The organism is Gordonia sp. 34D (assembly GCF_056682775.1).
The window spans coordinates 3,142,768-3,168,275 of the sequence record NZ_CM155293.1 but is presented as its reverse complement, the minus strand read 5'-3'; the positions used below and the strand labels follow the sequence as shown (position 1 = coordinate 3,168,275).

The window sequence follows — 25,508 nt, the reverse complement described above, 5'->3', positions numbered from 1 at the left end:
CCTGGTGAGCCTCAGCTCGAAGCCGACATGAAGAATTCTGTCCAGGGCATTCATCCGAATCAGCGGGAGAATCCACCTTTCGACTGCCTTCCTGGGTGGTTCTGCGCATAATTTCGACAACCTCCATGCGCGATTGCGCATGATCTGACTATTACTAGTAGGATCTGACACGTGTCTACTGGCCTCCGCATCCTGATCGCCTCCCCACTCGGCCGGATTATTGCCGCACCGCTCGAGGCAAACTTCCCCGACGTCACCGTGACGGTGGCCGCCACCGAGGCCGAGTTCGACCGGGCAATCACCGGCCGGGTCCGCTATGACGTGGTCAGCGCCGATCTCATTTGGAATCAACCGCAGACCGAGTGGACATTCGACGGACTCGATGCAATCGACCGGCTCCGTGAAGTGGACCGATTGGCGCCAGTCATTTTGGCCACGCAGGGGCACAGTATGGAACGCGACCATCTCGACGAAGCCCTGCTCCGGGACGAGGTCTGGGGAGTGTTTCCCAAATCCGCAGGCCTTCACCCGTTGATGGACTCGATCAGGTCGGTGGCACTCGGCAACCGTCTGCCGACCGAAGCGCATCCGCGCTACCCCGAACCCCTGTACACCTACCTGCAGGGGCGGCGCGGTAGCACGGCCGGGCGGTTCGCTGGCGCTATCGCCGCTGGTCGGGCCAGCGACAATGCCACTCTTGCAGCAGCAACAAAGGTGGCTTCGAGCACGGCAAATAAGGTTACGAGCCACTACCTCGGGCCCATCATGATTGCCCGCGGTGAACACGATGAGTCGCAACCGCTGACCCAAGGATCGGTGTACCGGTGGTGCGGTCTGCATGCCCGCTATTTGGTCAGTTGGTGCCGCAGGAACGGGCACATCGACGTGCTGAACTAGCTTCGCCGACCGGGTGAGCAACTTTGTCACTGGCAGGTCCGCACATGGCGGCGACCGGACGGCATGTCCTCGCCCAAGACGATTCGCCTACCCACTGCGGCACCTACCGCACCAGCGAGCGTCGCCGCAGAACCCAGTTGAGGCCACGATGGAATCGTTCGACCCACCTCGGCTAGTGACATGCGCATCCGTTCGGTGACGCCATCTCCGACGATCGCCCCCGCGATCGCCACCTTGTTCGCCGGATCGTCGAGCACGTCGGCCCCCAGTTCGACGATGTCTCCAGCTCGACCGTGGAAAAGCGGATAGTCGCCGTCCAAGTCGTACCGTTCCACGTCGACGATCACATCGTCACCATCATCGGTCACCATCACCACGGGCAGCCGTGCTGCGCGCGCGGCGATCCGCAGTTCCACCTTCCGACGAAGGTCATCCATCTCCTCGAAGACGACCGCGGGAGGCGTCGCGCCGCCCAGGAATTCCGCGGCAACGGCATCGCTGTAGCCCGTCGGGAATGTTTCGACCTGCGCATACGGATCCAATTCCAGGAGTCGTCGGTGCGCCAGTTCTACCTTCGGTGCCCCGAGGTCGCACACCGACCCGGCAAGCCGATTCAGATTGCTGATCCCCAGCGTGTCAAGGTCGGCTACACGGAATCGCCGTGCACCCGTTAGCGCACAGGTATGAAGAACCGATCCACCGACGCTGAGTCCCGCCACCGCGATCGTCGCCGCCGACCACCGGTCCTGCTCATCGTCAGTGATGAGGAATCGGTTTCGTGTGGTTCGCAACAGGTGAAACAGATGCGGAGCCGGAAGCCTTACGATCGCCGCGCGCCACGGGAACACCACGTAGCGAACGTCGACGGTCTCGTCCGAAGTCAGGAGCTCACCACTGCCGGACAAGGCCAGAACCTGCTCGAGGTCGGTACGTGCCTCGCTCCAGGCGTCGATCAATCGCAGCCCCGATGACGGAGCAGTGAGCCTACTGATGTGGGCATCGTCGATCCCGGGAGTCAAGATGGTGATCATCGTGCACCCCCGACCCAGCGGTGCTTCACCTGGGCGTCCCCGGCGGCGAACGCGCCGTAACCGCAGAACTCGATGACCGGTAGCGCAGCGGGGCCGTGCGTGTCGAGCAGCGAACGGTATTCGCTGTTTCCGTTTGCCAATGCCGCGCTGCATGCCTGCACCAGGTGCGTTCGCAGGCACTCATCCGGGTCCGCACCGATTGCTAACTCGACACCGACCACCAGTTGTGGTGCGGCATCCGCACCGTCGGTAGAGGTGATGACGAATCGCCCGCTGACCCGCTGCGCCAGGGCCACGTCGTCGAAGACCGCGTGCAATGGTTGCGGATAGATGTTGGCCGAATAGAAGGTGGCTGCCACATCCGTGCGCCCAAAGAGCACCAAATACGCCGCGTGCGGAGGTACCGCACCCGCCAACTCATCGAAACCATTGGCACGCAAGATCTCTGCGAGCGCACCCGCGTCAAGGATGCGACCGGTGTCGTTGATGCGGTAGCGCACCAGCGGTGCCGCACCGTCGATAGTGAACAACAGGTAGCCGTCCCCACCGTCTGAGGTGTCAACCTCCACGTATCGGCGGTACGGGTCGTACTCGACGAAAGTCGGGGCGACCGATACCGCTGGACCGTAGAGGTCGTCAGCGAGCGGCGAACCGATGACGGCGAGGCGTCGAATCGTCTGGGTCAGCCGTGACTCGAATCCCATCACTCCGGCATCGGCAGTCCCGTACAGCAGGCAACTCTGCAACTCGGTATCGGCGCCCACCAACCGGTGCACACTGTCGCGCCACGCTTCGGTGATCGTTTCGCCCGCAAGCAGGATCTTGATGCCCTTCCGCAACGCCGGCGGCGATTCTTGCAGAACCTGCTTCACGAACGGCGGATAGCCAGCCAGCACCACCGAGTCGTACTGGTCACCGACCCCGGACAGCCAGGCCAGCACCGCGTCGACGTTCATACCAGGAGTGGCGACCGAAATCTGGTGGCCCAACTCGCGCAAACCTCGGACCCCCTCGTAGGTGTAGATGCCACCGACCCATTGGCCCATCGCGAAGGCATTCACCAGCAGCACTCGCTCATCGAGTGATCGGAAATGCTCGCTGAAGATCCGGTCAAAGAACTCGACCGAATCCGCGGTCGCCTGCTCATCCCTCGGCCAGAACGTCGGCATACCGCTGGAACCGGAACTCGCCGACCAGGTGGCGGCCACGGTCGGCTCACCGTGACGGAGTCGTTGCGCCGGGCTGTGCGCCGTAAGGTAATTGCCTTTCGTCATCTGCGGGAGCGCCTCGAATGAGGAGGAATCAATCCTTTCGCCGTCGGCGTGGTGAACTGCGAGCAACGCCCGATACGCGGGTACTTGCGCCGCGGCTTTACGCGCTACCGTCACTGCTTGTGCCAAGCCGGCTGGGGCGTGAAGTTGCTGTTGAGTCATGGTGGCCTCCTGATCGTGGTGTCAGGACGTACCCGTTTCCCCACGCGGCAGACGGGCGTCAACGGCCTCCGGCGTTTCGCGAGCCTCGCTCACCACCGGTACCGTTAGCTGCCATGAACACTCCGGGGCCCGCATGATTGTCCGCATCTTCGGGATCTCGGTCCTCGTCTCAATTGCCGCACTCGTGGCCGCCTACCTCTATGGCGGCACCACGGCACTGGTCTTGACCGCCATTCTCGGTATCCTCGAGGTTTCGCTGTCGTTCGACAATGCGGTCATCAACGCCACCATCCTGGCGCGGATGAGTGAGTTTTGGCAGCGGATGTTCCTGACGGTCGGCATTGTGATTGCCGTATTCGGGATGCGTCTGGCATTCCCGCTCGCTATCGTCTGGATTTCCGCGGGACTGAACCCCGTCGAAGCGCTCGAACTCGCGCTCAATCCGCCGACCGACGGTTCACCAACCTACGAGAGCATCATCACCGACGCACATACTCAGATCGCTGCGTTCGGCGGAATGTTCCTGATGATGCTGTTCCTCGGCTACTTCTTCGAACGACGCGAACTGACGTGGCTGTCGTGGATCGAGCGGCCGATGATGATGCTGGGCAGCGTCAAGTCCAGTGCGGCCGCGATCGCGCTCGCAATTCTGGTGGGCACCGCGACCTTCATCGCCCCCGATGGTGAGACCTCGACCGTGATGGTCGCGGGTGTGCTCGGCATGATCACCTACATCGTCGTTGACGGCCTCGGTTCGGCCTTCCACATCGAGGACAGCGAAGGGATCGACGAGGTTGCGGGCCAGCACACCTCCGCTGGCCCGTCGGCCTTCGCGAAAGCCACCGGCAAAGCCGGCTTCTTCCTCTTCCTGTACCTCGAGGTACTGGACGCGTCCTTCTCGTTCGACGGTGTGATCGGGGCCTTCGCCATCACCGCCAACCCCATCATCATTGCCCTCGGACTGGGCTTGATCGGTGCCATGTTCGTGCGTTCGATGACCGTCTTCCTCGTCCGTCACGGCACCCTGTCCGAGTACGTGTATTTGGAACACGGCGCGCATTGGGCCATCGGCGCGCTGGCGCTCATCCTCATGTACTCGATCGGTACGCCCGTCCCCGAGATTGTTACCGGCCTCGTCGGAATCGTGTTCATCGCCGCGGCTTTCATCAGCAGCCTCGCCTACCGCCGAAAGCACGCCACGCACAGCATCCACGTCTAGCTGCAGATTTCGGTCTAGCATCAGTGGGTGAACGACGCCACGAGAGCCCTCCTCGTCGTCCCCCTGCTTATCTTCGCCGCGCCGATTCTGGCGCGGCTCGTGGGCCGATGGATCAAGATTCCCGTCATTGTGTACGAGTTGATGCTGGGGATTCTTGCCGGTCCTGCCCTTCTCGGCTGGGTTGGCGAGTCCGCCTTCATAAGCCACCTGTCGAGTTTCGGCGTCACCTTGCTGTTCTTCATTGCGGGCACCGAGATCACCCGCTCCGCGATCCGCGGGCGCACCGCCAAACGGGCGTGGCTCGGCTGGTTCATCAGCATCGCAGTCGGTATTGGGGCCGGTTTCCTGGTGTCGCCCGGCTTAGGGGCGCTCATCATCGGCATTAGCTTGGCGTCGACGGCACTCGGCACGCTGCTGCCGATCCTCCGCGACGACGGTGACCTCGGCACTCCATTCGGGAATGCCATCGGCGCCATCGGTGCCGCGGGCGAATTCGGACCGATCCTGGCGATCTCCCTGTTCCTTGGCGGCCGGTCGTTCGGGACAGCGACGGTCGTGCTGGCAATCTTCGCGGTGGTTGCGTTGACCGCGCTCTATCAAGCTGGAAGGTCGCCGCATCGGCACCTACACCGGCTCGTCGAATCGACGCTGGAGACATCGGGGCAGTTCGCGATCCGCGCCATTCTGGCGATTCTCGCAGTGCTCGTCTGGCTTGCGCTGGAGTTGGGCATCGACACCCTGCTTGGGGCGTTCACCGCCGGTATCGTCTGGAAACTACTGATGCGCGACGCCAACGAGAAGACCCAGAAATCGGTCGAAGCGAAAGTCGACGGTGTCGCCTTCGGCTTCCTGATCCCGATCTTCTTCGTTTACACCGGCGTCAAATTCGACCTTGCGTCGTTGCTCGACGACCCGAAGACCTTCGCCGCCATCCCCGTCGTACTGGTTGCATTGCTGCTGATTCGTGGAGTCCCTTCCATGCTGGCTGCGCCCGAAGACGCGAGCCGCCGCGAACTACTGGCGACCGGTTTCCTCGGTGCGACGGCCCTCCCAATCATCGTCGTTGTGACCGAGATCGGGGTTCGCGAAGGGCTCCTCACCAGTACACATTCCGCCATTCTGGTGGGTGCGGGCGTCCTGTCGGTGCTGATATTCCCGCTGGTAGCCGGAGCGCTGCGAAAGCCGGAACTAGTCGCGGCTACCGGTGACAACTAGCGGTGCACGCTCGCCAAGGTCGAGGCGTTTCCATGACCGCCGACCGGCAGCAATAGCGCTGACCGCAGGTAAGCCGTCGCGTACCGTCACCCAGTGCACCTCGAGGTCCGCGTCGCCAAGCCCATCGTCAACCTTGTCCGTGAAAGCCCTGCGGTACAACGGGTTTCCCATCAGGCCACCGCAAAGCACCATGCGTGCGGTCCCCGTGATGTCACTTTGTCGGACCCCGCGGTCAACGAGTCGCGCAAGAGTTCCGGCCTGCTCGTCAATGATCGCGCGGGCAGTCTCGTCGCCAGCTGCCACCGCGCACACGCTCCCGGCGAAGCGGGCGATGTCGGCCTTCATTGTCGGCCCCGCCACGGCTAGGGAGCGGAACTGCGCCTGCACCTCGGCGTCAGTGACTCGGTAGGTCTCGCGAAACTGTTGTCTTAGGGGCGATTGAATGCCCTGTTCCAGATCGCGAGCCACGGCGCGAATACCGTCGAGTCCCACCCAGAATCCGGAGCCATCGTCGCTGGCGACCCAGTCGTGGCCGCCATGCTGGGCGACGGTTGCACCACTGCGGATCAACACATTCGACCCGGTCCCCGCGATCACCGCGCCGTCGGCTTGATGGCCGAGGATCAGGGCCACGCCGTCGTTGACGACCAAGATTTCCGAGACTGCGCCGTCGAACATCGTCGATACCGCCGCCTCCGCGGCTTCCCGGAACGTGGTACGCAGACTGTCGACGAAGCCGGCCGCCGCGATCACGACTCTCACCGGTAAACCCCGCAGGCCACCGGCACCACAGGCCTCTTCGATAGGCTCGAGGATCTGTCTCATCGTCGCGCCGATCAGGCCGGGATCGAGGTACCCCGACAGCGTGGCTGCGTTCGTAAATTGCGCTCGCGCAGCACTTTCTCCGTCCACTCGAAGTAGCGCCTTGCTGCTTGTACCGCCGCAGTCAACGGCAATCTGCACTTGAGTCACGGCAGTTCCCCTCTGGAATCGCGCTCGCGGAGTTGGCCGCGCACGCCACGACCATAGGCCAACTACGGGGCGGGCAGTCGCTCAAAACAAACAGCCCGAACCCTTTTCGGGTCCGGGCTGCTTGCACGCGTAAAAACTAGTCGACGCCCGAATCGATTGCGGCACGGTCGAGCGACTCCGACGCCGCGTCTTCCGGATGGCCACCGGCGATGGCCTCGGCACCGCCGGCGGACAGTTCACCGACGAGGTCGGCGGTTGCGCCGCCAACAATGCCGAGCTGTGCGTACTGCTCAAGGCGGGCACGCGAGTCGGCGATGTCGAGGTTGCGCATGGTGAGCTGACCGATGCGGTCCGACGGACCGAATGCGGCGTCGCCAACACGCTCCATCGACAGCTTGTCCGGGTGGTACGACAGTCCGGGGCCGGTGGTGTTGAGGAAGTGGTAGTCGTCGCCACGGCGGAGACGGACGGTCACTTCACCGGTGATGGCCGAAGCGACCCAGCGGACCAGTGCCTCGCGGAGCATCAGCGCCTGCGAGTCCATCCAGCGACCCTCGTACATGAGGCGACCCAGGCGACGACCCTCGTTGTGGTAGTTCGCGACGGTGTCTTCGTTGTGGATGGCGTTGACGAGCCGCTCGTAGCCGATGTGCAGCAGCGCCATGCCGGGGGCTTCGTAGATGCCGCGCGACTTGGCTTCGATGATGCGGTTCTCGATCTGGTCCGAAACGCCGAGGCCGTGGCGGCCGCCGATTTCGTTGGCTTTGAGGACCAGGTCGACGGGCGAGGCGAAGGTTTCGCCGTTGATGGCCACCGGGCGACCCTGCTCGAAGCGGATCGACACGTCTTCGGTGGCGACGGGCACGTCGTCGCGCCAGGCGGCAACACCCATGATCGGTTCGACGACGTCGAGGCCATGGTCGAGGTGCTCGAGGGTTTTCGCCTCGTGGGTGGCACCCCAGATGTTGGCGTCGGTGGAGTACGCCTTCTCCTGCGAGTCGCGGTACGGGAGCTTGCGCTCGATGAGCCACTGGCTCATTTCGTGGCGGCCGCCGAGTTCTTCGACGAACTGCGTGTCGAGCCACGGCTTGTAAATCCGCAGGTTGGGGTTGGCCATCAAGCCGTAGCGGTAGAACCGCTCGATGTCGTTGCCCTTGTAGGTGGAGCCATCGCCCCAGATGTCGACGTCGTCGTCTTTCATGGCGCGAACCAGCAGCATGCCGGTCACGACACGGCCGAGCGGCGTCGTGTTGAAGTACGTCTTGCCGGAGCTCCGAATGTGGAAGGCACCGCACTGCAGGGCGGCGAATCCTTCTTCGACGAGTGCGGCGCGGCAATCGACGAGGCGCGAGATCTCCGCACCGTACTGGCCGGCGCGACCGGGGACCGACGCAATGTCGGGCTCGTCGGCTTGGCCGAGGTCAGCGGTGTAAGTGCATGGGATAGCGCCCTTTTCGCGCATCCACGCAACAGCGACAGACGTATCCAGACCACCCGAGAACGCGATTCCGACGCGCTCTCCCTTCGGCAATGAGCTCAGCACTTTCGACATATGTCCAGCTTAAAGGCCACAGGATACTCGGGGCCAATCACCGCCCGATTACGTGACGAACTCACCCCGCCCCGCTGTTCCCGCATGATGCGTCGATTCCCGCACTATGTCAGACGTAGTGCGGGAATCGACGCATCATGCGGGAAGGGAAAACCGGGCGCTAGGCTTCGACCTCGCGGCGGTCGTCGCTCCAGAGGGTGTGGAAGGAGCCGGGCTTGTCGATGCGACGGTAGGTGTGGGCGCCGAAGTAGTCGCGCAAGCCCTGGGTCAGGGCTGCCGGGAGACGCTCGGCGCGCAGCGCGTCGTAGTACGACAGCGACGACGCGAACGCCGGGACGGGCACACCCATGCCGGTGGCGGTGATGATGACCCGACGCCAGCTCTCGACCGAATCCTCAACGGCGTCACGGAAATACGGCGCCAACAGCAGGGCAGGCAGTTCCGGGTTCTCGGCGTAAGCCTCGCGGATGCGGTCGAGGAACTTGGCGCGAATAATGCAGCCGCCGCGCCAAATGGTGGCGAGCTTGCCCGGATCCACATTCCAGCCGTACTCGGCGCTACCCGCGGCGATCTGGTCGAAGCCCTGCGAGTAGGCCACGACCTTCGACGCATAGAGCGCCTTGCGGATGTCTTCGACGAAGGCGGCCTTGTCGGCGGGCGCGGGCAGGTCCGCGGTTCCCGCGGCCAGTCCCTGCGCGTTCTTGCGCTGCTCGGTGGCGCTCGACAGGGCACGCGCGAACACGGCTTCGGCGATACCGGTGGTCGGGATACCAAGGTCGAGTGCCGACTTCACCGTCCACCGGCCGGTGCCCTTTTGGCCTGCGGCGTCGACGATGACGTCGACGAGCGGCTTGCCGGTTTCGGCGTCGACCTGCGACAGCACCTCGGCGGTAATTTCGACCAGGTAGCTGTCGAGGACGCCGGTGTTCCACTCGCGGAACACGTCGGCGATCTCGGCGACCTCCATGCCGAGCACGCCGCGCATGAGGTCGTAGGCCTCACCGATGAGCTGCATGTCGGCGTACTCGATGCCGTTGTGGACCATCTTGACGAAGTGACCGGAGCCGTCGGGACCAATGTGCGTGCAGCACGGGACGCCGTCGACCTGCGCGGAAATCGATTCCAGCAGCGGACCGAGCGACTCATACGACTCGGCGGGGCCGCCGGGCATGATCGACGGACCGTTGAGCGCGCCCTCTTCACCACCGGAGATGCCAGCGCCGACGAAGTTGAGCCCGCGAGCAGCCATGGCGGCCTCGCGGCGGATCGTGTCGGTGTACAGCGAGTTGCCGCCGTCGATGATGATGTCGCCAGGCTCCATCAGGTTGGCGAGGTCCTCGATGACGGAGTCGGTGGCGGCACCAGCCTGCACCATGATCAGGACGCGACGCGGCCGCTCCAGCGCCGCGACGAACTCCTCCATCGTCTCGGTGCGAATGAAATCGCCTTCGCTGCCGTGTTCGGCGATGAGTGCGTCCGTTTTCGCGATGCTGCGATTGTGCAGTGCGACGGTGTGCCCGTGATTGGCGAAGTTGCGGGCAATGTTTGAGCCCATCACCGCAAGTCCGGTGACGCCAATCTGCGCCAACCGCTGTCCTGTCTCGACCATCAAATTTCCTTCGCTGTCGTCAGGCCGCGCATTGGTCCGGCCCGCATACCCACAATCTTTAGTACTACCGTACGGGCTCGCACCCCGTTCGTTCTGCGCGCTGCCCAACAGTAGGGACTACGTAGAACGAACGGGGTGCGAGTACCCGAACTGCTGTTTAGTTGTGCGAGAAGCTGATCTTCGGCAGCACCTTCTGCAACCAAGCCGGCGTGTACCAGGCGGCCTTGCCCGTCAGGCGCAGCAAGACCGGCAGCAGGACCAAGCGCACCAGGAACGCGTCCAGCAGGACGGCAACACCCAAGATGATGCCCATTTCCTTCGGTGGCAGCGGCCCGGACAGCGCGAAGGTGAAGAACACCGCCACCATGACGCCGCCCGCGGCGAAGATGACGCGGCCCGTATGTGCCACGGCACCAACCATGGCCGCCTTCGGATCGCCTTCGGTTTCCCAGTGCTCCTTAGCTGAGGACAGCAGGAACACCGTGTAGTCCATCGCGATGGCGAAGATCATCGCGAAGAAGAACACCGGGGCCCAGGCATCGAGGAATCCCTGCGATTCGAAGCCGAACAGCGACGCGCCGATGCCTTCCTGGAAGATCAGTCGGGCCACACCGAATGCCGCCGCCGTCGACAGCAAACTGACCAGCGTGCCGAGCAACGAAATCAACGGCGCTTGCAAGGCAACCAGCAGCAGCAAGAAGCCCAGCAGCAAGATGACAGCCATGACGATCGGCGTCGAGGAGTCCAACTGCGCCTTCAGGTCCAGGTTCTCCACGGCTGCACCGCCGACGAGAGCATCGGAAGGCAAGTCGGCCCGCAACCGGTCGACGGTATCGCTCAGTGCCGGATCGGATGGGTCGACGGTCGGCAAGGCCTGGATCAGGCGCAGGTCAGCGCCATCGGCCGGAGTCATCGCGGGCATCGCAGCGACAATGCCCGGATCAGCGGTGAGCGCCTTTTCGGTCGCGGCGACGTCGTCGGTGGGGACGATGATCGACAGCATGCCGGGAGCGCCTTCGCCGAGTGCCTGCTGAACGTGGTCGTAGCCAACGCGGGCACTGGAGTCCGACGGCAGAACCTTGATCGACGGCATCGCGGTCTTCAAGCCGAACACCGGAACTGCCAGGGCCACCAGGATCAGCATCGCCGCTCCACCCCAACGCCACGGGTGACGCCAGAGTCGCTCGGCCCAGCTCTCGAACTTGGGCGAACGGTGTTCACCGCTCTTCGACCACGGCAGTGCGAGCTTGTTGATCCGACCGTCGAGTTTCGCCAAGACCAATGGCAGCAGTGTCAGGGTCGCGGCGAGAACGAACAGGACCGAGATCATGATTCCGCCGGCCATCGACCGGAAGGACGGGGACGGAACCAGCATGACGGCCGATAGGGAAATGATGACCGTCGCACCGGATAGCAGGACGGCTTTACCTGCGGTGTCCATGGTTTGCGCTATGGACGCTCGCATCGACAGTTTCTGCCCCATCCGGGCGGCGCGGAAGCGGACAACCAGGAACAGCGCGTAGTCGATACCGAGCGCCAGGGAGAACATCATCGCGAAGTTCATCGCCCAGATCGACACGGGGACAATCTCGTTGACGATCACCAGGACGCCAGCCGAGGCAATCAGCCCGGCCATGGTCAGCAGGAGCGGCAGTCCGGCGGCGACCAGCGCGCCGAATGCGAGCACCAGGATACCGAGGGTGACCGGCCAGGAGATCATCTCCGACTTCAGCATGGCGCTGAGGTTGGCTTTGTTGAAGTCCGACCACAGGACCGAGGCACCGGTGGGTGCCACGGCGACTTCAGCCGTCGACAGGTCCTTCAGTTTTGGTGTGAGATCGGTGGCCGCACGCACCATGTCATTGGTGTCGGCACCTGCCCCAGCGAGGACGATTGCCGTTTTACCGTCGGGCGAGAGGGTGGCACCCGGCATGGGTGCGACGACCTGATTGATCCGCGAATCGGCATTGAGTTCGTCGGTGACTTCCGCGATCACTCGCGGGCCGTCCCCTTCGGTGAGGGGCTGGTCGCCAACGATGACCACCTGAATGGCCGATGAGGCGTTGCCACCAAAATGCTCTACCGCAAGTTCGCGGACGGCGACGGAATCGGAACCGTCGGCCTGCCAGCCAGCTCCGGAGAGGTTCTTTTCGACGAAGGGCGCAAAGATGCCCAGGCCGATGACCAGCAGGATCCACACGGCGGTAACGATCTTGCCGTGCGCTGCCGCCCAGAGACCCAAACGGCCGAGTGGTCCCGGCCGATGACTTTCTGGTTCTTCAATAATCGCCGGCGACGCTGCGTCGTCGGTCTGAACGGACTCGCTCATTACACTCCTTCCATATCCCCCCAGGGGGTTATGAGAAGTGACGGTAGCATCCCCCCGGGGGGTTATGCAATAGTGGTGTTAGCCCGTTCCCGAACCACAGAAGGAAATCGCCATGCAGCTACCAGAGGAAGACCTCAAGCCCATACTCACTCGGCTGCGTCGCGCGAACGGGCACCTGGCCTCGGTTATTCGCATGCTCGAGGAGGGTTCCGAGTGCGAAGACGCGCTCACCCAACTCGCCGCCGTCAACAAGGCCATCGGACGTAGCGGCTACGCCCTCGTCTCCACCGGCCTCCGTCGCTGCATGATCGAAGAAGGCCCCGACAACGTCGATCAAGAACGCTTGGAAAAGCTGTTTCTCGCCTTGGCTTAACGGCCACGCGGTCCACAACAAAACGCACCCTTCCCGATGAACGGAAAGGGTGCGTTACTTTTGCCTGAATTGAACCGGCTAGAAGCCGCCGTCCAGGAACTCCGCGTAGGCGGGAAGGTCCAGCTGACCGTGACCGGACAGGCCGATCACGACGACCTCCTCCTTGTCGCTGTTGGCGACGTGCGCGGCACAAGCGGCAATCGCGTGCGTCGATTCCGGCGCGGGAACGATGCCCTGTGTGCGCGCGAACGTGATGCCAGCGGTGAAGGCATCGTGCTGGTCGATGGCGATGCCTTCGACGAGTCCGAGTTCAACGGTGTGGCTCAGCGCGGGCGCCATACCGTGGTAGCGCAGGCCACCGGCGTGAATCGGGTCCGGAACAAAGTCCATGCCAAGCGTATGCATCTTGAGCAGCGGCGTGAGGCCAGCGACGTCACCGTGGTCGTAGCGGTATTCGCCCTGGGTAATCGACGGGCAGGCTGTCGGCTCGGCGGCCACGATGCGCGGGTTGGAACGTCCGGCTAGCTTCTCGCGGATGAACGGGAACGACAGTCCGGCGAGGTTGGAACCGCCACCGGCGCAACCGAACACGACATCCGCGCCACCCGGTTCGACGGCGTAGAGCTGATCGACGGCTTCCTGGCCGATGACGCTCTGGTGCAGGACGACGTGGTTGAGCACGCTGCCGAGGGCGTAGCGGGTGTCGTCGTTCTTGGCGGCGACCTCGACGGCCTCCGAGACGGCCATGCCGAGGCTGCCGGTGGTATTCGGATCCTTGGCGAGCATCGCGCGACCGGACTCGGTGAGGTCGGAGGGGCTCGGATGCAGGGTGCCGCCGTAGGTGCGAATCAGGTAGCCGCGGTAGGGCTTGGAGTCGTACGACGCGCGGACCTGCCACACCTCGACGTCGATCCCGAACTGCGCGCCAGCGAACGACAGCGCACTGCCCCACTGACCGGCGCCGGTCTCGGTGGTGAGCTTCTTTACGCCGTCGATGCTGTTGTAATACGCCTGCGCGACAGCCGAATTGGTCTTGTGGCTACCGACGGGGCTCACGCCCTCGTACTTCACGTAGATGTGCGCCTTGGTGTTCAGCGCTTCCTCGAAACGGCGGGCGCGGAACAGCGGCGACGGCCGCCACATCTTGTAAATCTCGCGGACGGGTTCCGGGATCTCGATGTATGCCTCGGTGGAGACTTCCTGGGCAATCAGGCCAGCCGGGAACAGTGCGGCGAGGTCTTCCGGGCCAACCGGCTCCTTGGTGCCGGGGTGCAGGTGCGGCGGAATCGGCGTGTCGAGTTCGGCGGCGAGGTTGTACCAATGGGTCGGTACATCCACCGTCACCAGATCAGGGTTGGACGCATCAACAGTGCTTGTCATGCAGGTCACATTAGGGCATGTCCCGAAGCGCGCTGCACGAGGTCAGTACTGCGCGGTTGGAACGGTAGGCTCGCGGCCATGACTGGCATCAGGTGGGTCGCAGACGGATTCAATGGTTTGGCCGACTTCACGACCCTGCCGTGCGAGCCTAAAGCACCCGCGCACGGTGAAGTTACCGTCGCCATCCGCGCTGCGGGCGTGAACCCGGCTGACTTGAAACATGTTGCGCGCGAATCCGATCCGGCACTCCTGCCGATGCCGATCGGCTACGAGATAGCTGGCGTGGTGACCGCGGTGGGACCCGACACCGAGATCGCATCCGGACCGGTGGCGGTCGGCGACCGTGTCGCCGCGTTCCGCGTGCACGGTGGCTATGCGACTGCGATGACGATCCCCGCCGACAAGGCGTTGGCACTGGCCGATTCGGCGGACGACGCGCAGGCGGCCGGACTGCTACTCGCCGGATGCACCGCTGCCGAGATGCTCGACCGCTCCCAGGCCAAGTCGGGCGACGTCGTGCTGCTGCACGGCGCTTCCGGTGCCGTTGGTGCCACCTTCTTGCAATTGGCCCGCCGAGCGGGAATCACGGTGATCGGGACAGCGGGACTCGCGCAGTTCGATTCCGTTTCGCGGTTCGGCGGCATCCCCGTCGCCTACGGTCCCGGCCTTGTCCGCCGCATCCGAGAAGCAACAGAAGCTGCGACTGCTGGCGGTCCGATCGTGGCCGCGCTCGACGCTGCCGGCGGTGCATCGGCAACCAAGGCATCGCTGGAGTTGGTCGCAGATCGCAGCCGCATCATCACCGTCGTCGACCGCAAAGCGGCAGCTGAACACGGGTTTGCCGCCCTATCGGGTGGCGCTCCCGAGAGCGCCGCTTACCGCGACGGGGTCCGCGGACACCTGCTTGACCTGCTTGCCGCCGGCGAGCTGACGGTGCCGATTTCGCGGACCTTCCCCCTCGCGCAGGCGGTCGATGCACTGCGTCTCGTCACGTCGGGGCACGCGCACGGGAAAGTGATCCTCGCGGTTTAACCCCAGATTGCCCAGGTTACGGAACCAGAATCGGGAGCGCCTGCTGGCTCACCTCGACGGTCACCGGTGAGGTGCCGAGGAAATCGCCGTCGGAGTGCACCGGGAGAGGGCGGTCGATCGTGAGTTCCACTCGCTGACCAGTCAAGATCTCCACATCGTCACGATCGCCGTGCGCCCCGCTCTTCGCCTCGGCCATCAACTGGGCGAGCCGCAACTTGGAAGTCTTGCCATCGACGATGAAGACATCGAGATGTCCACTGTCGACCGCAGCGGTCGGCACCATCCGCAGTCCGTGCCCGTAGTCACCCGAGTTCGCGATCACCACGAAATGTGCTGATAGATCCCGTGATTGGCCGTCAACCGACAATGTCAGGCGCATCGGCTTCCACCGGATTGCCGTCAGCACCGGTGCCACCCGATATGCGAGCGGCCCCATCCAGCGGAGCTTGTTAATCAGTTCGGTGGCGACGGAGTCCAGCCCCACGTACACGTTGCCGACGGCGAGTGCGATGGAGCCATCCGCGCGCTTGACATTGAGAATGTCGATGCGCCGTTCTTGGCCGCCGACCAGCATGCGGGCGATGTCCACTGGATCTGAGGGCAGGCCCAGATGTCTGACGAGGTCGTTGCCGCGACCGGCTGCCGCGATACCCAGGCGAGCACCGTCGACGGTGAGGACCCCCTTGGCGACATCGCGCACATGGCCGTCACCGCCAACGGCGACGGTGATCGCGCCACTCGCAGCCGATTCCGCGGCCACCTGCGTTGCATGCTCGGACGACTGCGACTCGATGACGGTGACATTGTGGACGCCAAGGCGGTCCAGCTCGGCCGCGACAGCAGGCCACTGCTGGTGGGAGGCACCGCCACCGGAGATCGGGTTCACTACCGCCACAAACGACGGCGCGTCGGGAAGGTTTGTCACGGCAGCAAAATCCCTGGATTCAGCAGCCCCTTCGGGTCGAGGGCATCCTTGACCGCGCGCAGAGCGGCAGTTTGGACGTCGCCGATTTCCTCCAGGTACGTCCCTCGATGATCGGTGCCGACCGCGTGATGATGCGTGATGGACGCCCCTGCCGCGCGGATCGCAGCATTCGCGGCGCGCTTGGCCTGCATCCACTGTTCAAGGGGATTCTCCAGCGCCTTGGCAATCACCGTGAAGTACAGCGAAGCACCGGTCGGGTAGACGTGCGAGATGTGGCACATCACGACCGCCGGGGTGCCCTGATCGCCGAGTGCGCCGGTGACCGCGGCGGTGACATCGGCCTTGAGCTTGTCGAGATTCGACCAGAAGGTCACGGTCTCGAGGGTCTCCACGAGGGCGCCAGCGTCGAGCAACGGATCGCGCAGGTAGGGGCCGCGGAACCGGCCCTCACGCCAGTGCTCTCCGGGCTCGATGCCGAGTGCCGTGCCGCCAAGCTTCTCAAGCTGAGCGGTGACATAGGCGTCCCGGCAGGCGACATCGTCCTCGTCGCCTTCGAAGCCAACCACCATGAGGCAGCCGCCGGCCGGGCCGGCCGAAGCCTTGCCCGCGCTGGACGGATTGGCCAGGTTGAGGCCGGTTTCGGCTTCGTCCGACAGCCGCAAGACTGTCGGCTTCACATTGCTCTGCGCGAGCGTGCGCATGGCGGTGGCACCAGCAGCGAAATCGGGGAAGTGCCAGCCGTAGAACCGACGGACCGCCGGTACCGGGTGCACTCGAACGCGAACCGTGGTGACGACACCGAAAGCCCCTTCGCTGCCCAGCATCAGTTGGCGCAGATCAGGGCCCGCAGCCGACTTGGGCGCGGTGCCGATTTCAGCGAGGCCGATCGGGGTCGCGATCGTCAGTCCGACCACCATGTCGTCGAAGCGGCCGTAACCGATCGACGACTGACCGGCCGAGCGGGTGACGGCGCAACCACCGACGGTCGCACCTTCGTACGACTGCGGAAAGTGACCCAACTCGAAGCCACGCTCGCCCAGGAGACGTTCGGCGTCGGGGAGGCGCGTGCCTGCGGCGAAGGTCGCGATCTGGGAGATTTCGTCGAGTTCCACCAGGCCGGTGAGCTGACGGAGGTCGAGGCTGATGACCGGGCGTTCGCGGCCGGGCATCATGCCGCCGGTCACCGAGGTGCCGCCGGAGAATGGGTTGAGGCTGAGGTCGTGCTGGTCGGCGACGGCGAGAACCGCGGCCACTTGAGCCTGGCTGGTCGGTGCGACGACGGCATCGGGGGCGTCACTGCCGTCTCCAACACGGAACTTCAGCAGATCGGGAGTGGAGAAGCCACGCATCCGTGCGCGCCGGGTGGCAGCGTCGACGGCGACGTCGGCACCGGTCGTTTCGAGGGCGGCCAGCGCAGTCTCGGTGATTCGGCTGTCGCCAATCACGACGTCGACCGCTGCCGGTGCGGGCTCGTTAATTCCGAGCATGGTCAACGCACCAATCACCGAGTCGGACAGGTGCATCGGGTCGGCGGGATTGCCCCAGCGCCCGGGCTCGAAGTCGACGACGTCGACGGTGGTCTCGCTCTGAGTCATCTCTAGCCTTCCCATAGAACTTGCTGTTACAGTTTGACACATGGTGTCGCAGCAAATCAACGACGTGCCCGGACAGTCGCCCCGCCGCACAGCGGCGAATGCAATTCCGGAAGACGTCATCCTCGACGCTGCCACAGCCTTGATGACGAAAGTCGGAATCCGGCGCACCACCATGGCCGATATCGCTCGCGCGGCCGATGTCTCGCGCGCCACGCTCTATCGCCGGTTCCCCAACGTCGAGGCAATCGCCGCGCAGGTCACGACCCGGGAATTCGAGCGCGTGGTCGCGACCGCACCCCTTGCCGACGGCCCCACAGGGCGCGAATCACTCGTCGCCACCGTGGTGCACGTGGTCCGTGCGGCCCGCGCTCACCCACTCCTGCAGCGCATCATCGACCTCGACCCCGAATTCTTGATGCCCTATCTGCTGCATCGGTCCGGCCGAACCTCACGCGGACAGTTGGCCGTGATCGTCGGATTTCTTACCGCCGGGCAGGCCACCGGTGAGATCCGCGACGGCGACCCCGAACGCCTCGCAACCACCGTGCTCCAGATGGCGTGGTCGTTCGCTCTCACCGGACCGGTGTTTGTCGAGGCCCCCGAAACTCTCGATTCCGAACTCTCCGACCTGCTGGAAAGGTACTTGCGCCCATGACCTCAAATCCCCAAAACCCGAGCTACGCCGACATCATCGCCGCGCACCCCAGCGTTGCTGCCTCCTCGCTGCTGTCCGCAGCGCGTCGGGCCAATGATCTGCAGAACCTGGCCGCCTCCCCCTCCGTTGACCTGGTAGTCATCGGCGGCGGCGTCACCGGTGCCGGCGTGGCCCTCGATGCCACCTCCCGGGGCCTGCGGACGGTCTTGATCGAGCGCCGCGACCTCGGCTTCGGCACCAGCCGATGGTCGTCGAAGTTGGTGCACGGCGGCCTCCGCTACCTGGCATCCGGCGCGGTCGGCATCGCTTACGAGAGTGCCGTGGAGCGCGACGCCCTGATCTGCCGCATCGCACCCCACCTGGTACGACCGCTGCCGCAGGTGGTGCCGCTGCTCCCCGGCGTCAAGGCTGCCGACACCGCACTCACCCGCGTCGGCTTCCTTGCAGGCGACGCGCTGCGGATGGCCGCACGCACGCCGGCATCCACGCTGCATCGGTCGCGACGCATCGGTGCCGCCGAGGTCGCGGCCCTGGCACCAACAGTGGCGCGCGACGGCCTGCGCGGCGGTCTCCTCAACTGGGATGGCCAACTCAACGACGACGCGCGTCTCGTTGTCGACATTGCCCGCACCGCAGCGGGTCTCGGTGCCACCGTGCTGACTCACGCAAGTGCGACCAACGTGACGGGCACGTCGCTACGCGTCACCGACGAGCTCACCGGCGAAAGTTTTGACCTGTCAGCGAAGGCCGTCGTGAACGCCACCGGCGTGTGGGCCGCCGAGGTTGATTCCGACATCAGCCTGCGCCCCAGCCGCGGTACCCACCTGGTGATGAGTCAGGAAAGCTTCGGCGGATTGCGCGCCGGACTCACCGTCGCCGTTCCCGGGCACTTTGGCCGCTACGTTTTCGCGCTGCCGCAGCCCGACGGCCGGGTGTACGTGGGCCTCACCGACGAGGAAGCTTCGGGTGAGATCCCGGACGTCCCCCAGGCCGACGAGAGTGAGATCGACTTCCTCCTCGACACCATCAACCTGGCACTTGGCACGCCGCTGACGCGCGACGACGTCATCAGCACCTTCTCCGGTTTGCGCCCGCTGTTGAACTCCGGGGCAGGCGAAACCTCCGACGTCTCCCGCAAGCACGCGGTGCTGACGCGCGACGACGGTTTGGTGACCGTGGTTGGCGGCAAGCTGACCACGTACCGGCGGATGGCGGAGGATGCCGTCGACGCCGCGTTGGCCACCTCGGGCCAAACTGCCGGACCGTGCCAGACACGAACGTTGCCCCTGGTGGGAGCGCCGTCGGGTAAGAATCCGGCGGCTGCACTGACGCGGGTGGCCGCCCCCGATCGCCTTGTCGCGAAGTACGGTACCGAAGCTCCGGCCGTGGTGGCTCTGAGCGAAGCCGATCCGTCGTTGGCCGAGCCGATTGCCGAAGGAACCGAGATCACCGGTGCGGAATTGGTGTTCGGTGCGCTCGCCGAAGGTGCGGTCGACGTCGCCGATCTTCTTGAGCGTCGCACGCGATTGTCGTTGACGCCGCTGGTGGCCGAGGCAGCACGGCCGTTCGCCGATCGCGTCCTCGCGTAGCGCACGTCAGTCGGGAAGCATCGGAGTATCGGGCAGGGCGCGCCGCCCAACCAAGACTCCGCGCGTGACTGCGCCCTTTCCGTAGCGGTTGCGCAGCGAGTCGATCGCGACGTCGAGTTCGCCCGCGTGGTCGTCGCCGCCGAACGGAATGGCCAACTGCACGGCGCCGTGGTCGGACAGGTTGGTCAGCGACAGCCCGATCAGGGTGCAGCCACGATCCCGAATCAGCGGCATTGCTTCGTCGAGCAGGCCGCGCGCTACGGCGAGGATGGTTTCGGTCCCGTCGGTCGGTTCGAGCAGCGAGCGCGACCCCGTGACGCGCTCGAAGTCGTGAAAACGTAAGCGCAGCACCATGGTTCGCGTCAGGCGGTCGGCACCCCTCAGTCGTCGTCCCAAGGAGTCGACGATCCCGACGAGGGTGGCTTCAATGTCGGCTTCTGACTTGATCCGCCGCCCCAGGGCGCGTTGGGCACCGATGGAGGTGCGGCGGCGTCCGGTGCTGACTCGGCGTGGGTCGTGGGCCATGGCCAGCGAGTACAGGTGACGGCCCGTACCCGGTCCGAGCAGCGAGGCGAGGTGAGCTTCTCCCAGCGAGGCCATTTGGCCGACCGTTTCGATTCCGGCATCGTGTAGTCGCTGTTCGGTTTTGGCGCCGACGCCCCACAGGCGCCGGACGGGTAGTGGGTGGAGAAATTCGAGTTCAGCACCCGCGGGGATGTGCAGCAGGCCGTCGGGTTTACCCGCTGCGCTGGCGACTTTGGCAACGAATTTGCTCGTCGCGACGCCAACGGTGATCGGCAAACCGACGTCTTCGCGCACTCGGCGCCGCAGTTGTTCGGCGATCGCGACCGGCGTTCCGCTGATCTTGGCCAGCCCACCGACATCGAGGAAGGCTTCGTCGACCGAGATGCCCTCCACGAGCGGGGTGGTGCCGTTGAAGATCGCGAACACCGCGCGGCTGGCTTCGGTGTAGGCCTCAAAGCGGGGCCGCACCATCACCGCGCGCGGACACAGGGCTCGGGCCTCATGTCCGGGCATCGGGCAGCGCACGCCGAGAGCTTTGGCCTCGTAGCTCGCGGCAACCACTACCCCGCCCCCGACCAGCACCGGACGCCCGCGCAACGAAGGATCGTCGCGCTGCTCCACCGACGCGTAGAACGAGTCGAGATCGGCATGCAGGATAGACGCCTCGGCCCGGTTACCCGCCTCCACTCGCATGCCTGACCTCCACACCATTGCCATCGCTGGCCATCTCGAACTTACGTTCGATTCTAGTTCAGGGGTCTGACAATTTGCGAGGGTCAGCGGTGCCTTATTGACGAGTCGGAACAATCCGGCAATGACATCTGTCATGCGAGATCCGTGCAGAACCCACGTGAACTGATGATTGCGCGCACTACTGTGCGCCGCCCAACGCGACCAGAGTTGAGGGCATGAGAACCGCTGATCACTGCCCCGATACTCACTGGGTGGTCGGGACCCGCACCAAGTGGGCCACCCGATGAGCCCGGTCATCGCCGCCCGCGGACTGCATCGCTGGTACGGCCACGGCGACGACACGTACCACGCGGTGCGCGGGGTCGACCTCGAAGTCGAGCAGGGCGAGGTCTTCGCTCTCCTGGGCACCAACGGTGCGGGAAAGACCTCAACCCTCGACCTCCTAGAGGGCCTCGCCGCACCGGACGACGGTACCGTCCAGGTGTTCGGCATGGACCCGCTGCGCGACCGTCGGCAAGTGCGCCCGGAGGTCGGCATCATGCTGCAGTCGGGAGGTCTGCCCGCCGAGCTCACAGTCACCGAAACCCTCAAGATGTGGCAAGGCACGTGCACACATCCGACCACCGTCGATGAGGTCCTCGCCCAGGTACACCTGACGGATCGAGCCGATGTCCGCGTCGGCGCATTGTCGGGCGGCGAGAAGCGGCGAGTCGATCTGGCCTGCGCGCTGCTCGGCCAACCGCGCCTACTGTTCCTCGACGAGCCGACCACCGGCCTCGACCCGGAGAATCGGCGGGCCACCTGGCGATTGCTGTCGGAGTTGAAGCAATCGGGGGTGACGATAGTGCTTACCACCCATTACCTCGATGAGGCCGAAGCCCTCGCCGACCGCATCGCGATCATGCACGCCGGTCGCATCCATCGAAGCGGGACGCTGCGCGAAATAGTGTCCGACCACCCGGCGACCATCGCCTTCGACCATCCCGGCATCACCCTTCCGCAGATCTCGGCCACTCGGATCGACGCGGGCAGCCGAGTGGAGATCGAGACCCGCCACCTGCAGGATCATCTGCTCGAACTCCTGTCGTGGGCGCAGGCCAACCGCCTTCAGCTCATCGGCCTCACCGCCCGCGCCGCCTCTCTCGAGTCCGTTTTCCTCGACGTCGCCGATCGAGACACAACCGAGGACCCGCTCGACGCACCGATTGGAGCCCTCACGTGACCACCACCGGAACCACCACCCGTCGCCGTCCACTGGCCGCGTTGTCGGCGGCCGAGTTCACCCAGTTCCGTCGCAACAAGACGCTCGTCTTCACCGCGCTGGTGTTTCCGGTCGCAATGCCGCTGGGCGTGTTCCTGCTGGCCTCGCGCGAAGGGACCACCGCTGCGGTGGCCGGCGCAACCTTCGACATGTACGCGCTGTTCGCGCTGATGTTCGTGCAGTTCTACACCATGCTGTCGTTGGTGACGACCCGCCGGGGCGAAGGCGTTCTCAAACGCCTGCGCACCGGGGAAGCCGACGACTGGCAGATCCTCACGGCCCCGGCGATTCCGGGCATCGCCATCACCGTCGCGACGGCGACGGTGGTCGCCGCGGTCGTCTACGGCTTCGGTGCCCCCGCGCCGGTGAACCCGCTGTTGATGGTCCTGGGCCTCGCCGCAGGCTCCGTCCTGTTCGCCCTCCTCGCGCTCGCGACGAGCACCTTCACCAAGAACGCCGAAGCCGCCCAGATCACCTCGCTTCCGGTGATCGCCATGGCCATGATTGGGGCCGGGAACATCCGGGCCGCCTTGCCCGAACGGGCCGCCGAACTGCTCGGCTACACCCCGTTCGCCGCGGTCAGCGACCTGATCAATCTCGGTGCCGCGGGGAAAACTGCGGTTGCCGGGGCCGACACACCCGCAGCGAGTTTCGCCGGGTCGTTTAGCGAGATCGGGCAACCACTTGCCACACTGGCGGTATGGACCGTCGCCGCGATCGCACTCGTCTACAAGTGCTTCCGCTGGGACGATCGCGGGTGAACCTGGCACCGCGCCGGTGGCGACGACTGTCGGACCCGGCCAAATACCGGCTGTACACGAGGGTCACACTGCAGGCCGTGCTGCTGGCACTGGGCGTCGTCGGGGTTGTCCAAACCGGCGACGTTGCGGCCGGAGTTCTCAGCTTCCTCGCTTTGTTCGCTGGCGTCGCGTTTCTCCAGGTCCGCCCCGAACTCACCGGAATCGAGAGGCCAGTACACGGCAGGCGCATCCAGGTTGCCTGCGCGGCAGCGGTCGCGGTCGCCTGGGTGGGAGGTCTCATTCTCATCCGCGCTGGCGACCATCGGATGGTCGGCACCGTCGGGATGATCACGGTCGTCACCCTGGCGCTCGCGATGCTGCCGTTCTTCCGATACCACTGGATCGCTCTCCTCGCGATCTCGGTGGCCACCATCGTCGGGTACGGCTACGACCGCAATCCGCTCCTTGGGATCGCGATCTTAACCGCAATCGGCGCCTTCATGGTCGTCACCACCCGCGCCTCCCTGTGGACGCTCCGCATCGTCGATGACCTCGACAATGCGCGGCGCACAGAGGCTCAGCTGAAAGTCGCCGAGGAACGACTCCGGTTCGCACGCGACCTCCACGACGTCGTCGGTCGCTCGTTCTCGGCAATTGCGGTCAAAAGCGAACTGGCCTCGCGTTTAGCCCGCACGCCCGGCAATGCCGACCGCGCCGCCGTCGAGATGGATCAGGTGAAGACGCTCGCAGTGGAGTCGATGGAAGAGATGCGGTCGCTGGTGCGAAGCTACCGGAGCATCGACCTGCCCGTCGAGGTGGCCGGGGCAAAGTCGCTGCTTGAAGCTGCGGGCTGTCACCTCACGATCGAAGGCAGTCCCGAAGCGGTGCCCGCCCAATTCCACGAAGCCGCCGCGTGGGTGGTTCGCGAAGGGACCACCAACATCGTGCGACACTCGTCGGGCACCACGGCGGCCCTTACTCTCGGCGTCACCGGGCTCACCTTGAGCAATAACGGCGCGGCCGCGTCAGCTGGCGATCGATCCGGTCTCGCTGGCCTGGCCGAACGCCTGCGCGCCGTCGGTGGCACCCTCGACGCCGACTCCACCGGCGGCGTATTCACTCTCCGAGTCCGCTGGGAGGACGCATGATTCCGATCTTGATGGCCGACGATGAGACGCTGATCCGCTCGGCGCTCGCCACCATGCTGTCGCTGGAAGACGACCTCGAAGTGATCGCGGATGTCGGGACCGGCGAGGAACTCCTCGCGATCTGGGCGGAGCGAACCGCTGCTGGCGTACCCGTCGCCGTGGCCGTGCTCGACCTCCAGATGCCGGGTATCGACGGCATCGAAACTGCGGTGCGTCTGTTGAAACTCTCCCCGGAGGCTGGCGTCCTCCTCGTCACCAGCCACGGTCGGCCCGGCTATCTCAAACGCGCGCTCGCGAGCGGTGTGCGCGGGTTTCTGCCGAAGACGGCGTCATCGAGCACCTTGGCGACCGTCATCCGTACCGTGCACGCCGGTGGTCGATACGTGGATCCCGAGCTCGCCGCGGAAGCCATCAGCACCGGCGACTCGGCGCTCACCGCCCGTGAAGCGGACGTTCTGGAGTTCGCCCTCGACGGCGCGTCCGTGGACGAGATCGCCGCGCGGGCACATCTCTCCCCCGGCACCACCAGGAACTACCTGTCGGCCGCGATGTCGAAACTCGGCGTCGGGAACCGCTATGAGGCAGCGGTCAAAGCCCGCGATCTGGGATGGATCTAGCCGCGCCCAACCTTCACGCGACGGCTAGTTCCGCACCATCCGCAGCACCACGTCGTTCACGTGATGACCGCCGCCAGCCGGGATGCCTCGCTCACGGTTGTCGTTGGTGACGACCGTCCAACCGTCGCCGAGCATCCGGACCATGTCGTCGGCCCAAATGAAGCCCTCCGGATCGCGGCCGTGCGCGCGCATCCCTTCGGGATCGTGCATCACCACTAGAAGAGTTCCGCCCGGGGCCACCGCATCGGCGAGCTTGTGGAACGTCGCCTCGTCGTCACTGGCGATATGGAAATAGCTGGCCGTAACCAGGTCGTACTGACGGTCGAACGAGTCAGCCGTGACGTCGAACGCAGTCCAAGCGATTGTTCCACGTGAATCAATCGCCCGAGCTCGATCGAGGGCCACCTCAGAGATATCGGCACCGACTACCGACCAGCCTTGCGCGGCCAGCCAGCGCGCGTCGGCACCCTCGCCACAACCGAGGTCGAACGCCGAACCCGGTGTCACACCGGTAATTTCGGCGATAATGGCCGGGTTTACGTTATCGGTCCAGAGGCGGTCGGCGGTGCTGTAGAGCTCGTCCCATTCGCTCGCGGTAACGGGATGCGCGGGGGCTTGCTGATCGTCGTGGTTGTGGTGGTGTTCGCTCATGCCTTTGACGCTGCCACAGTTCTATCCCCTATGTCATTGCCGGGCACGGCGACGTAATCACCGGCAC

Annotated in this window: 22 protein-coding genes; 11 read left to right on the top strand and 11 right to left on the bottom strand. The window is 64.9% G+C overall.

Annotated features, from left to right (window positions below; translation table 11 throughout):
* The first annotated feature begins 171 nt into the window (after positions 1-171).
* Positions 172-897 (top strand): MSMEG_1198 family transcriptional regulator, encoded by a 726-nt coding sequence (locus tag AC1L34_RS14680; RefSeq protein WP_424294842.1) that lies wholly within the window; start codon positions 172-174, stop codon positions 895-897.
* Positions 898-923: 26 nt separating this feature from the next.
* Here AC1L34_RS14680 and AC1L34_RS14675 read toward each other — a convergent pair whose 3' ends face one another.
* Both AC1L34_RS14675 and AC1L34_RS14670 read right to left on the bottom strand, forming a co-directional pair.
* Positions 924-1,928 carry a ThiF family adenylyltransferase gene (locus AC1L34_RS14675; RefSeq protein WP_480034859.1) on the bottom strand — a complete coding sequence of 335 codons (1,005 nt, stop codon included), beginning with the start codon at positions 1,926-1,928 and terminating at the stop codon, positions 924-926.
* A complete protein-coding gene (locus tag AC1L34_RS14670) occupies positions 1,925-3,361 on the bottom strand; it encodes a phenylacetate--CoA ligase family protein (protein WP_424323017.1) in 1,437 nt (478 codons plus the stop codon). The genes AC1L34_RS14675 and AC1L34_RS14670 overlap by 4 nt, the downstream gene beginning before the upstream one ends.
* A 133-nt stretch (positions 3,362-3,494) precedes the next feature.
* On the opposite strand from AC1L34_RS14670, the gene AC1L34_RS14665 reads away from it, so the two are divergent.
* Entirely contained in the window at positions 3,495-4,580 is a 1,086-nt protein-coding gene (locus AC1L34_RS14665; protein WP_424324537.1) for a DUF475 domain-containing protein, read from the top strand.
* A gap of 27 nt (positions 4,581-4,607) precedes the next feature.
* Complete coding sequence (locus AC1L34_RS14660; RefSeq protein WP_424294836.1) at positions 4,608-5,795, top strand: cation:proton antiporter; 1,188 nt, start codon at positions 4,608-4,610, stop codon at positions 5,793-5,795.
* On the opposite strand, the gene AC1L34_RS14655 is transcribed toward AC1L34_RS14660, so the two are convergent.
* The 4 genes from AC1L34_RS14655 to AC1L34_RS14640 all read right to left on the bottom strand — a co-directional run bounded on the left by AC1L34_RS14655 (position 5,769) and on the right by AC1L34_RS14640 (position 12,257).
* Positions 5,769-6,767 (bottom strand): BadF/BadG/BcrA/BcrD ATPase family protein, encoded by a 999-nt coding sequence (locus tag AC1L34_RS14655; protein WP_424323019.1) that lies wholly within the window; start codon positions 6,765-6,767, stop codon positions 5,769-5,771. The two genes, AC1L34_RS14660 and AC1L34_RS14655, sit on opposite strands and share 27 nt — an antisense overlap.
* Before the next feature lie 136 nt (positions 6,768-6,903).
* Positions 6,904-8,319, bottom strand: coding sequence for an argininosuccinate synthase (gene argG, locus AC1L34_RS14650; protein WP_424294072.1), 1,416 nt, complete (start codon positions 8,317-8,319; stop codon positions 6,904-6,906).
* A gap of 160 nt (positions 8,320-8,479) precedes the next feature.
* Positions 8,480-9,928: an NADP-dependent phosphogluconate dehydrogenase gene (gene gndA / locus AC1L34_RS14645; RefSeq protein ID WP_424295899.1), complete on the bottom strand. Its 1,449-nt coding sequence runs from the start codon at positions 9,926-9,928 to the stop codon at positions 8,480-8,482.
* 157 nt (positions 9,929-10,085) lie between these two features.
* Positions 10,086-12,257: an MMPL family transporter gene (locus tag AC1L34_RS14640; RefSeq protein WP_424295901.1), complete on the bottom strand. Its 2,172-nt coding sequence runs from the start codon at positions 12,255-12,257 to the stop codon at positions 10,086-10,088.
* Between the two features lie 112 nt (positions 12,258-12,369).
* Between AC1L34_RS14640 and AC1L34_RS14635 the strand changes: the two genes are divergently transcribed.
* Complete coding sequence (locus tag AC1L34_RS14635) at positions 12,370-12,630, top strand: metal-sensitive transcriptional regulator (RefSeq protein WP_424295903.1); 261 nt, start codon at positions 12,370-12,372, stop codon at positions 12,628-12,630.
* Positions 12,631-12,708: 78 nt separating this feature from the next.
* Here AC1L34_RS14635 and AC1L34_RS14630 read toward each other — a convergent pair whose 3' ends face one another.
* Entirely contained in the window at positions 12,709-14,010 is a 1,302-nt protein-coding gene (locus AC1L34_RS14630) for a TrpB-like pyridoxal phosphate-dependent enzyme (RefSeq protein ID WP_424295905.1), read from the bottom strand.
* A gap of 78 nt (positions 14,011-14,088) precedes the next feature.
* Here AC1L34_RS14630 and AC1L34_RS14625 point away from each other — a divergent pair, with 78 nt between their 5' ends.
* Positions 14,089-15,042, top strand: coding sequence for a quinone oxidoreductase family protein (locus AC1L34_RS14625; RefSeq protein WP_424295907.1), 954 nt, complete (start codon positions 14,089-14,091; stop codon positions 15,040-15,042).
* Positions 15,043-15,058: 16 nt separating this feature from the next.
* On the opposite strand, the gene AC1L34_RS14620 is transcribed toward AC1L34_RS14625, so the two are convergent.
* Both AC1L34_RS14620 and AC1L34_RS14615 read right to left on the bottom strand, forming a co-directional pair.
* On the bottom strand, positions 15,059-15,967 hold the full coding sequence (locus tag AC1L34_RS14620) for a diacylglycerol/lipid kinase family protein (RefSeq protein ID WP_424295909.1): 909 nt from the start codon (positions 15,965-15,967) through the stop codon (positions 15,059-15,061).
* A complete protein-coding gene (locus AC1L34_RS14615) occupies positions 15,964-17,562 on the bottom strand; it encodes an FAD-binding oxidoreductase (protein ID WP_424295911.1) in 1,599 nt (532 codons plus the stop codon). Before AC1L34_RS14615 ends, AC1L34_RS14620 begins: the two co-directional genes overlap by 4 nt.
* Before the next feature lie 40 nt (positions 17,563-17,602).
* Here AC1L34_RS14615 and AC1L34_RS14610 point away from each other — a divergent pair, with 40 nt between their 5' ends.
* On the top strand, positions 17,603-18,217 hold the full coding sequence (locus tag AC1L34_RS14610) for a TetR/AcrR family transcriptional regulator (protein ID WP_424322957.1): 615 nt from the start codon (positions 17,603-17,605) through the stop codon (positions 18,215-18,217).
* Entirely contained in the window at positions 18,214-19,806 is a 1,593-nt protein-coding gene (locus tag AC1L34_RS14605) for a glycerol-3-phosphate dehydrogenase/oxidase (protein WP_424322958.1), read from the top strand. Before AC1L34_RS14610 ends, AC1L34_RS14605 begins: the two co-directional genes overlap by 4 nt.
* A gap of 6 nt (positions 19,807-19,812) precedes the next feature.
* Here the strand turns inward: AC1L34_RS14605 and dinB are convergent, their stop codons facing one another.
* Complete coding sequence (gene dinB / locus AC1L34_RS14600; protein WP_424322959.1) at positions 19,813-21,024, bottom strand: DNA polymerase IV; 1,212 nt, start codon at positions 21,022-21,024, stop codon at positions 19,813-19,815.
* A gap of 283 nt (positions 21,025-21,307) precedes the next feature.
* On the opposite strand from dinB, the gene AC1L34_RS14595 reads away from it, so the two are divergent.
* From AC1L34_RS14595 to AC1L34_RS14580, 4 genes are read left to right on the top strand one after another with little or no spacing between them, the layout of a single operon-like run.
* The gene (locus AC1L34_RS14595; protein WP_424322960.1) at positions 21,308-22,246 is read left to right on the top strand and encodes an ABC transporter ATP-binding protein; all 939 of its coding nucleotides are present in this window, start codon (positions 21,308-21,310) and stop codon (positions 22,244-22,246) included.
* Entirely contained in the window at positions 22,243-23,046 is an 804-nt protein-coding gene (locus AC1L34_RS14590; protein ID WP_424322961.1) for an ABC transporter permease, read from the top strand. Before AC1L34_RS14595 ends, AC1L34_RS14590 begins: the two co-directional genes overlap by 4 nt.
* On the top strand, positions 22,986-24,173 hold the full coding sequence (locus tag AC1L34_RS14585) for a sensor histidine kinase (protein WP_424295921.1): 1,188 nt from the start codon (positions 22,986-22,988) through the stop codon (positions 24,171-24,173). The genes AC1L34_RS14590 and AC1L34_RS14585 overlap by 61 nt, the downstream gene beginning before the upstream one ends.
* Complete coding sequence (locus AC1L34_RS14580) at positions 24,170-24,790, top strand: response regulator (protein ID WP_424295923.1); 621 nt, start codon at positions 24,170-24,172, stop codon at positions 24,788-24,790. Before AC1L34_RS14585 ends, AC1L34_RS14580 begins: the two co-directional genes overlap by 4 nt.
* A 24-nt stretch (positions 24,791-24,814) precedes the next feature.
* Here the strand turns inward: AC1L34_RS14580 and AC1L34_RS14575 are convergent, their stop codons facing one another.
* On the bottom strand, positions 24,815-25,441 hold the full coding sequence (locus AC1L34_RS14575; protein ID WP_424295925.1) for a class I SAM-dependent methyltransferase: 627 nt from the start codon (positions 25,439-25,441) through the stop codon (positions 24,815-24,817).
* Positions 25,442-25,508 lie beyond the last annotated feature (67 nt).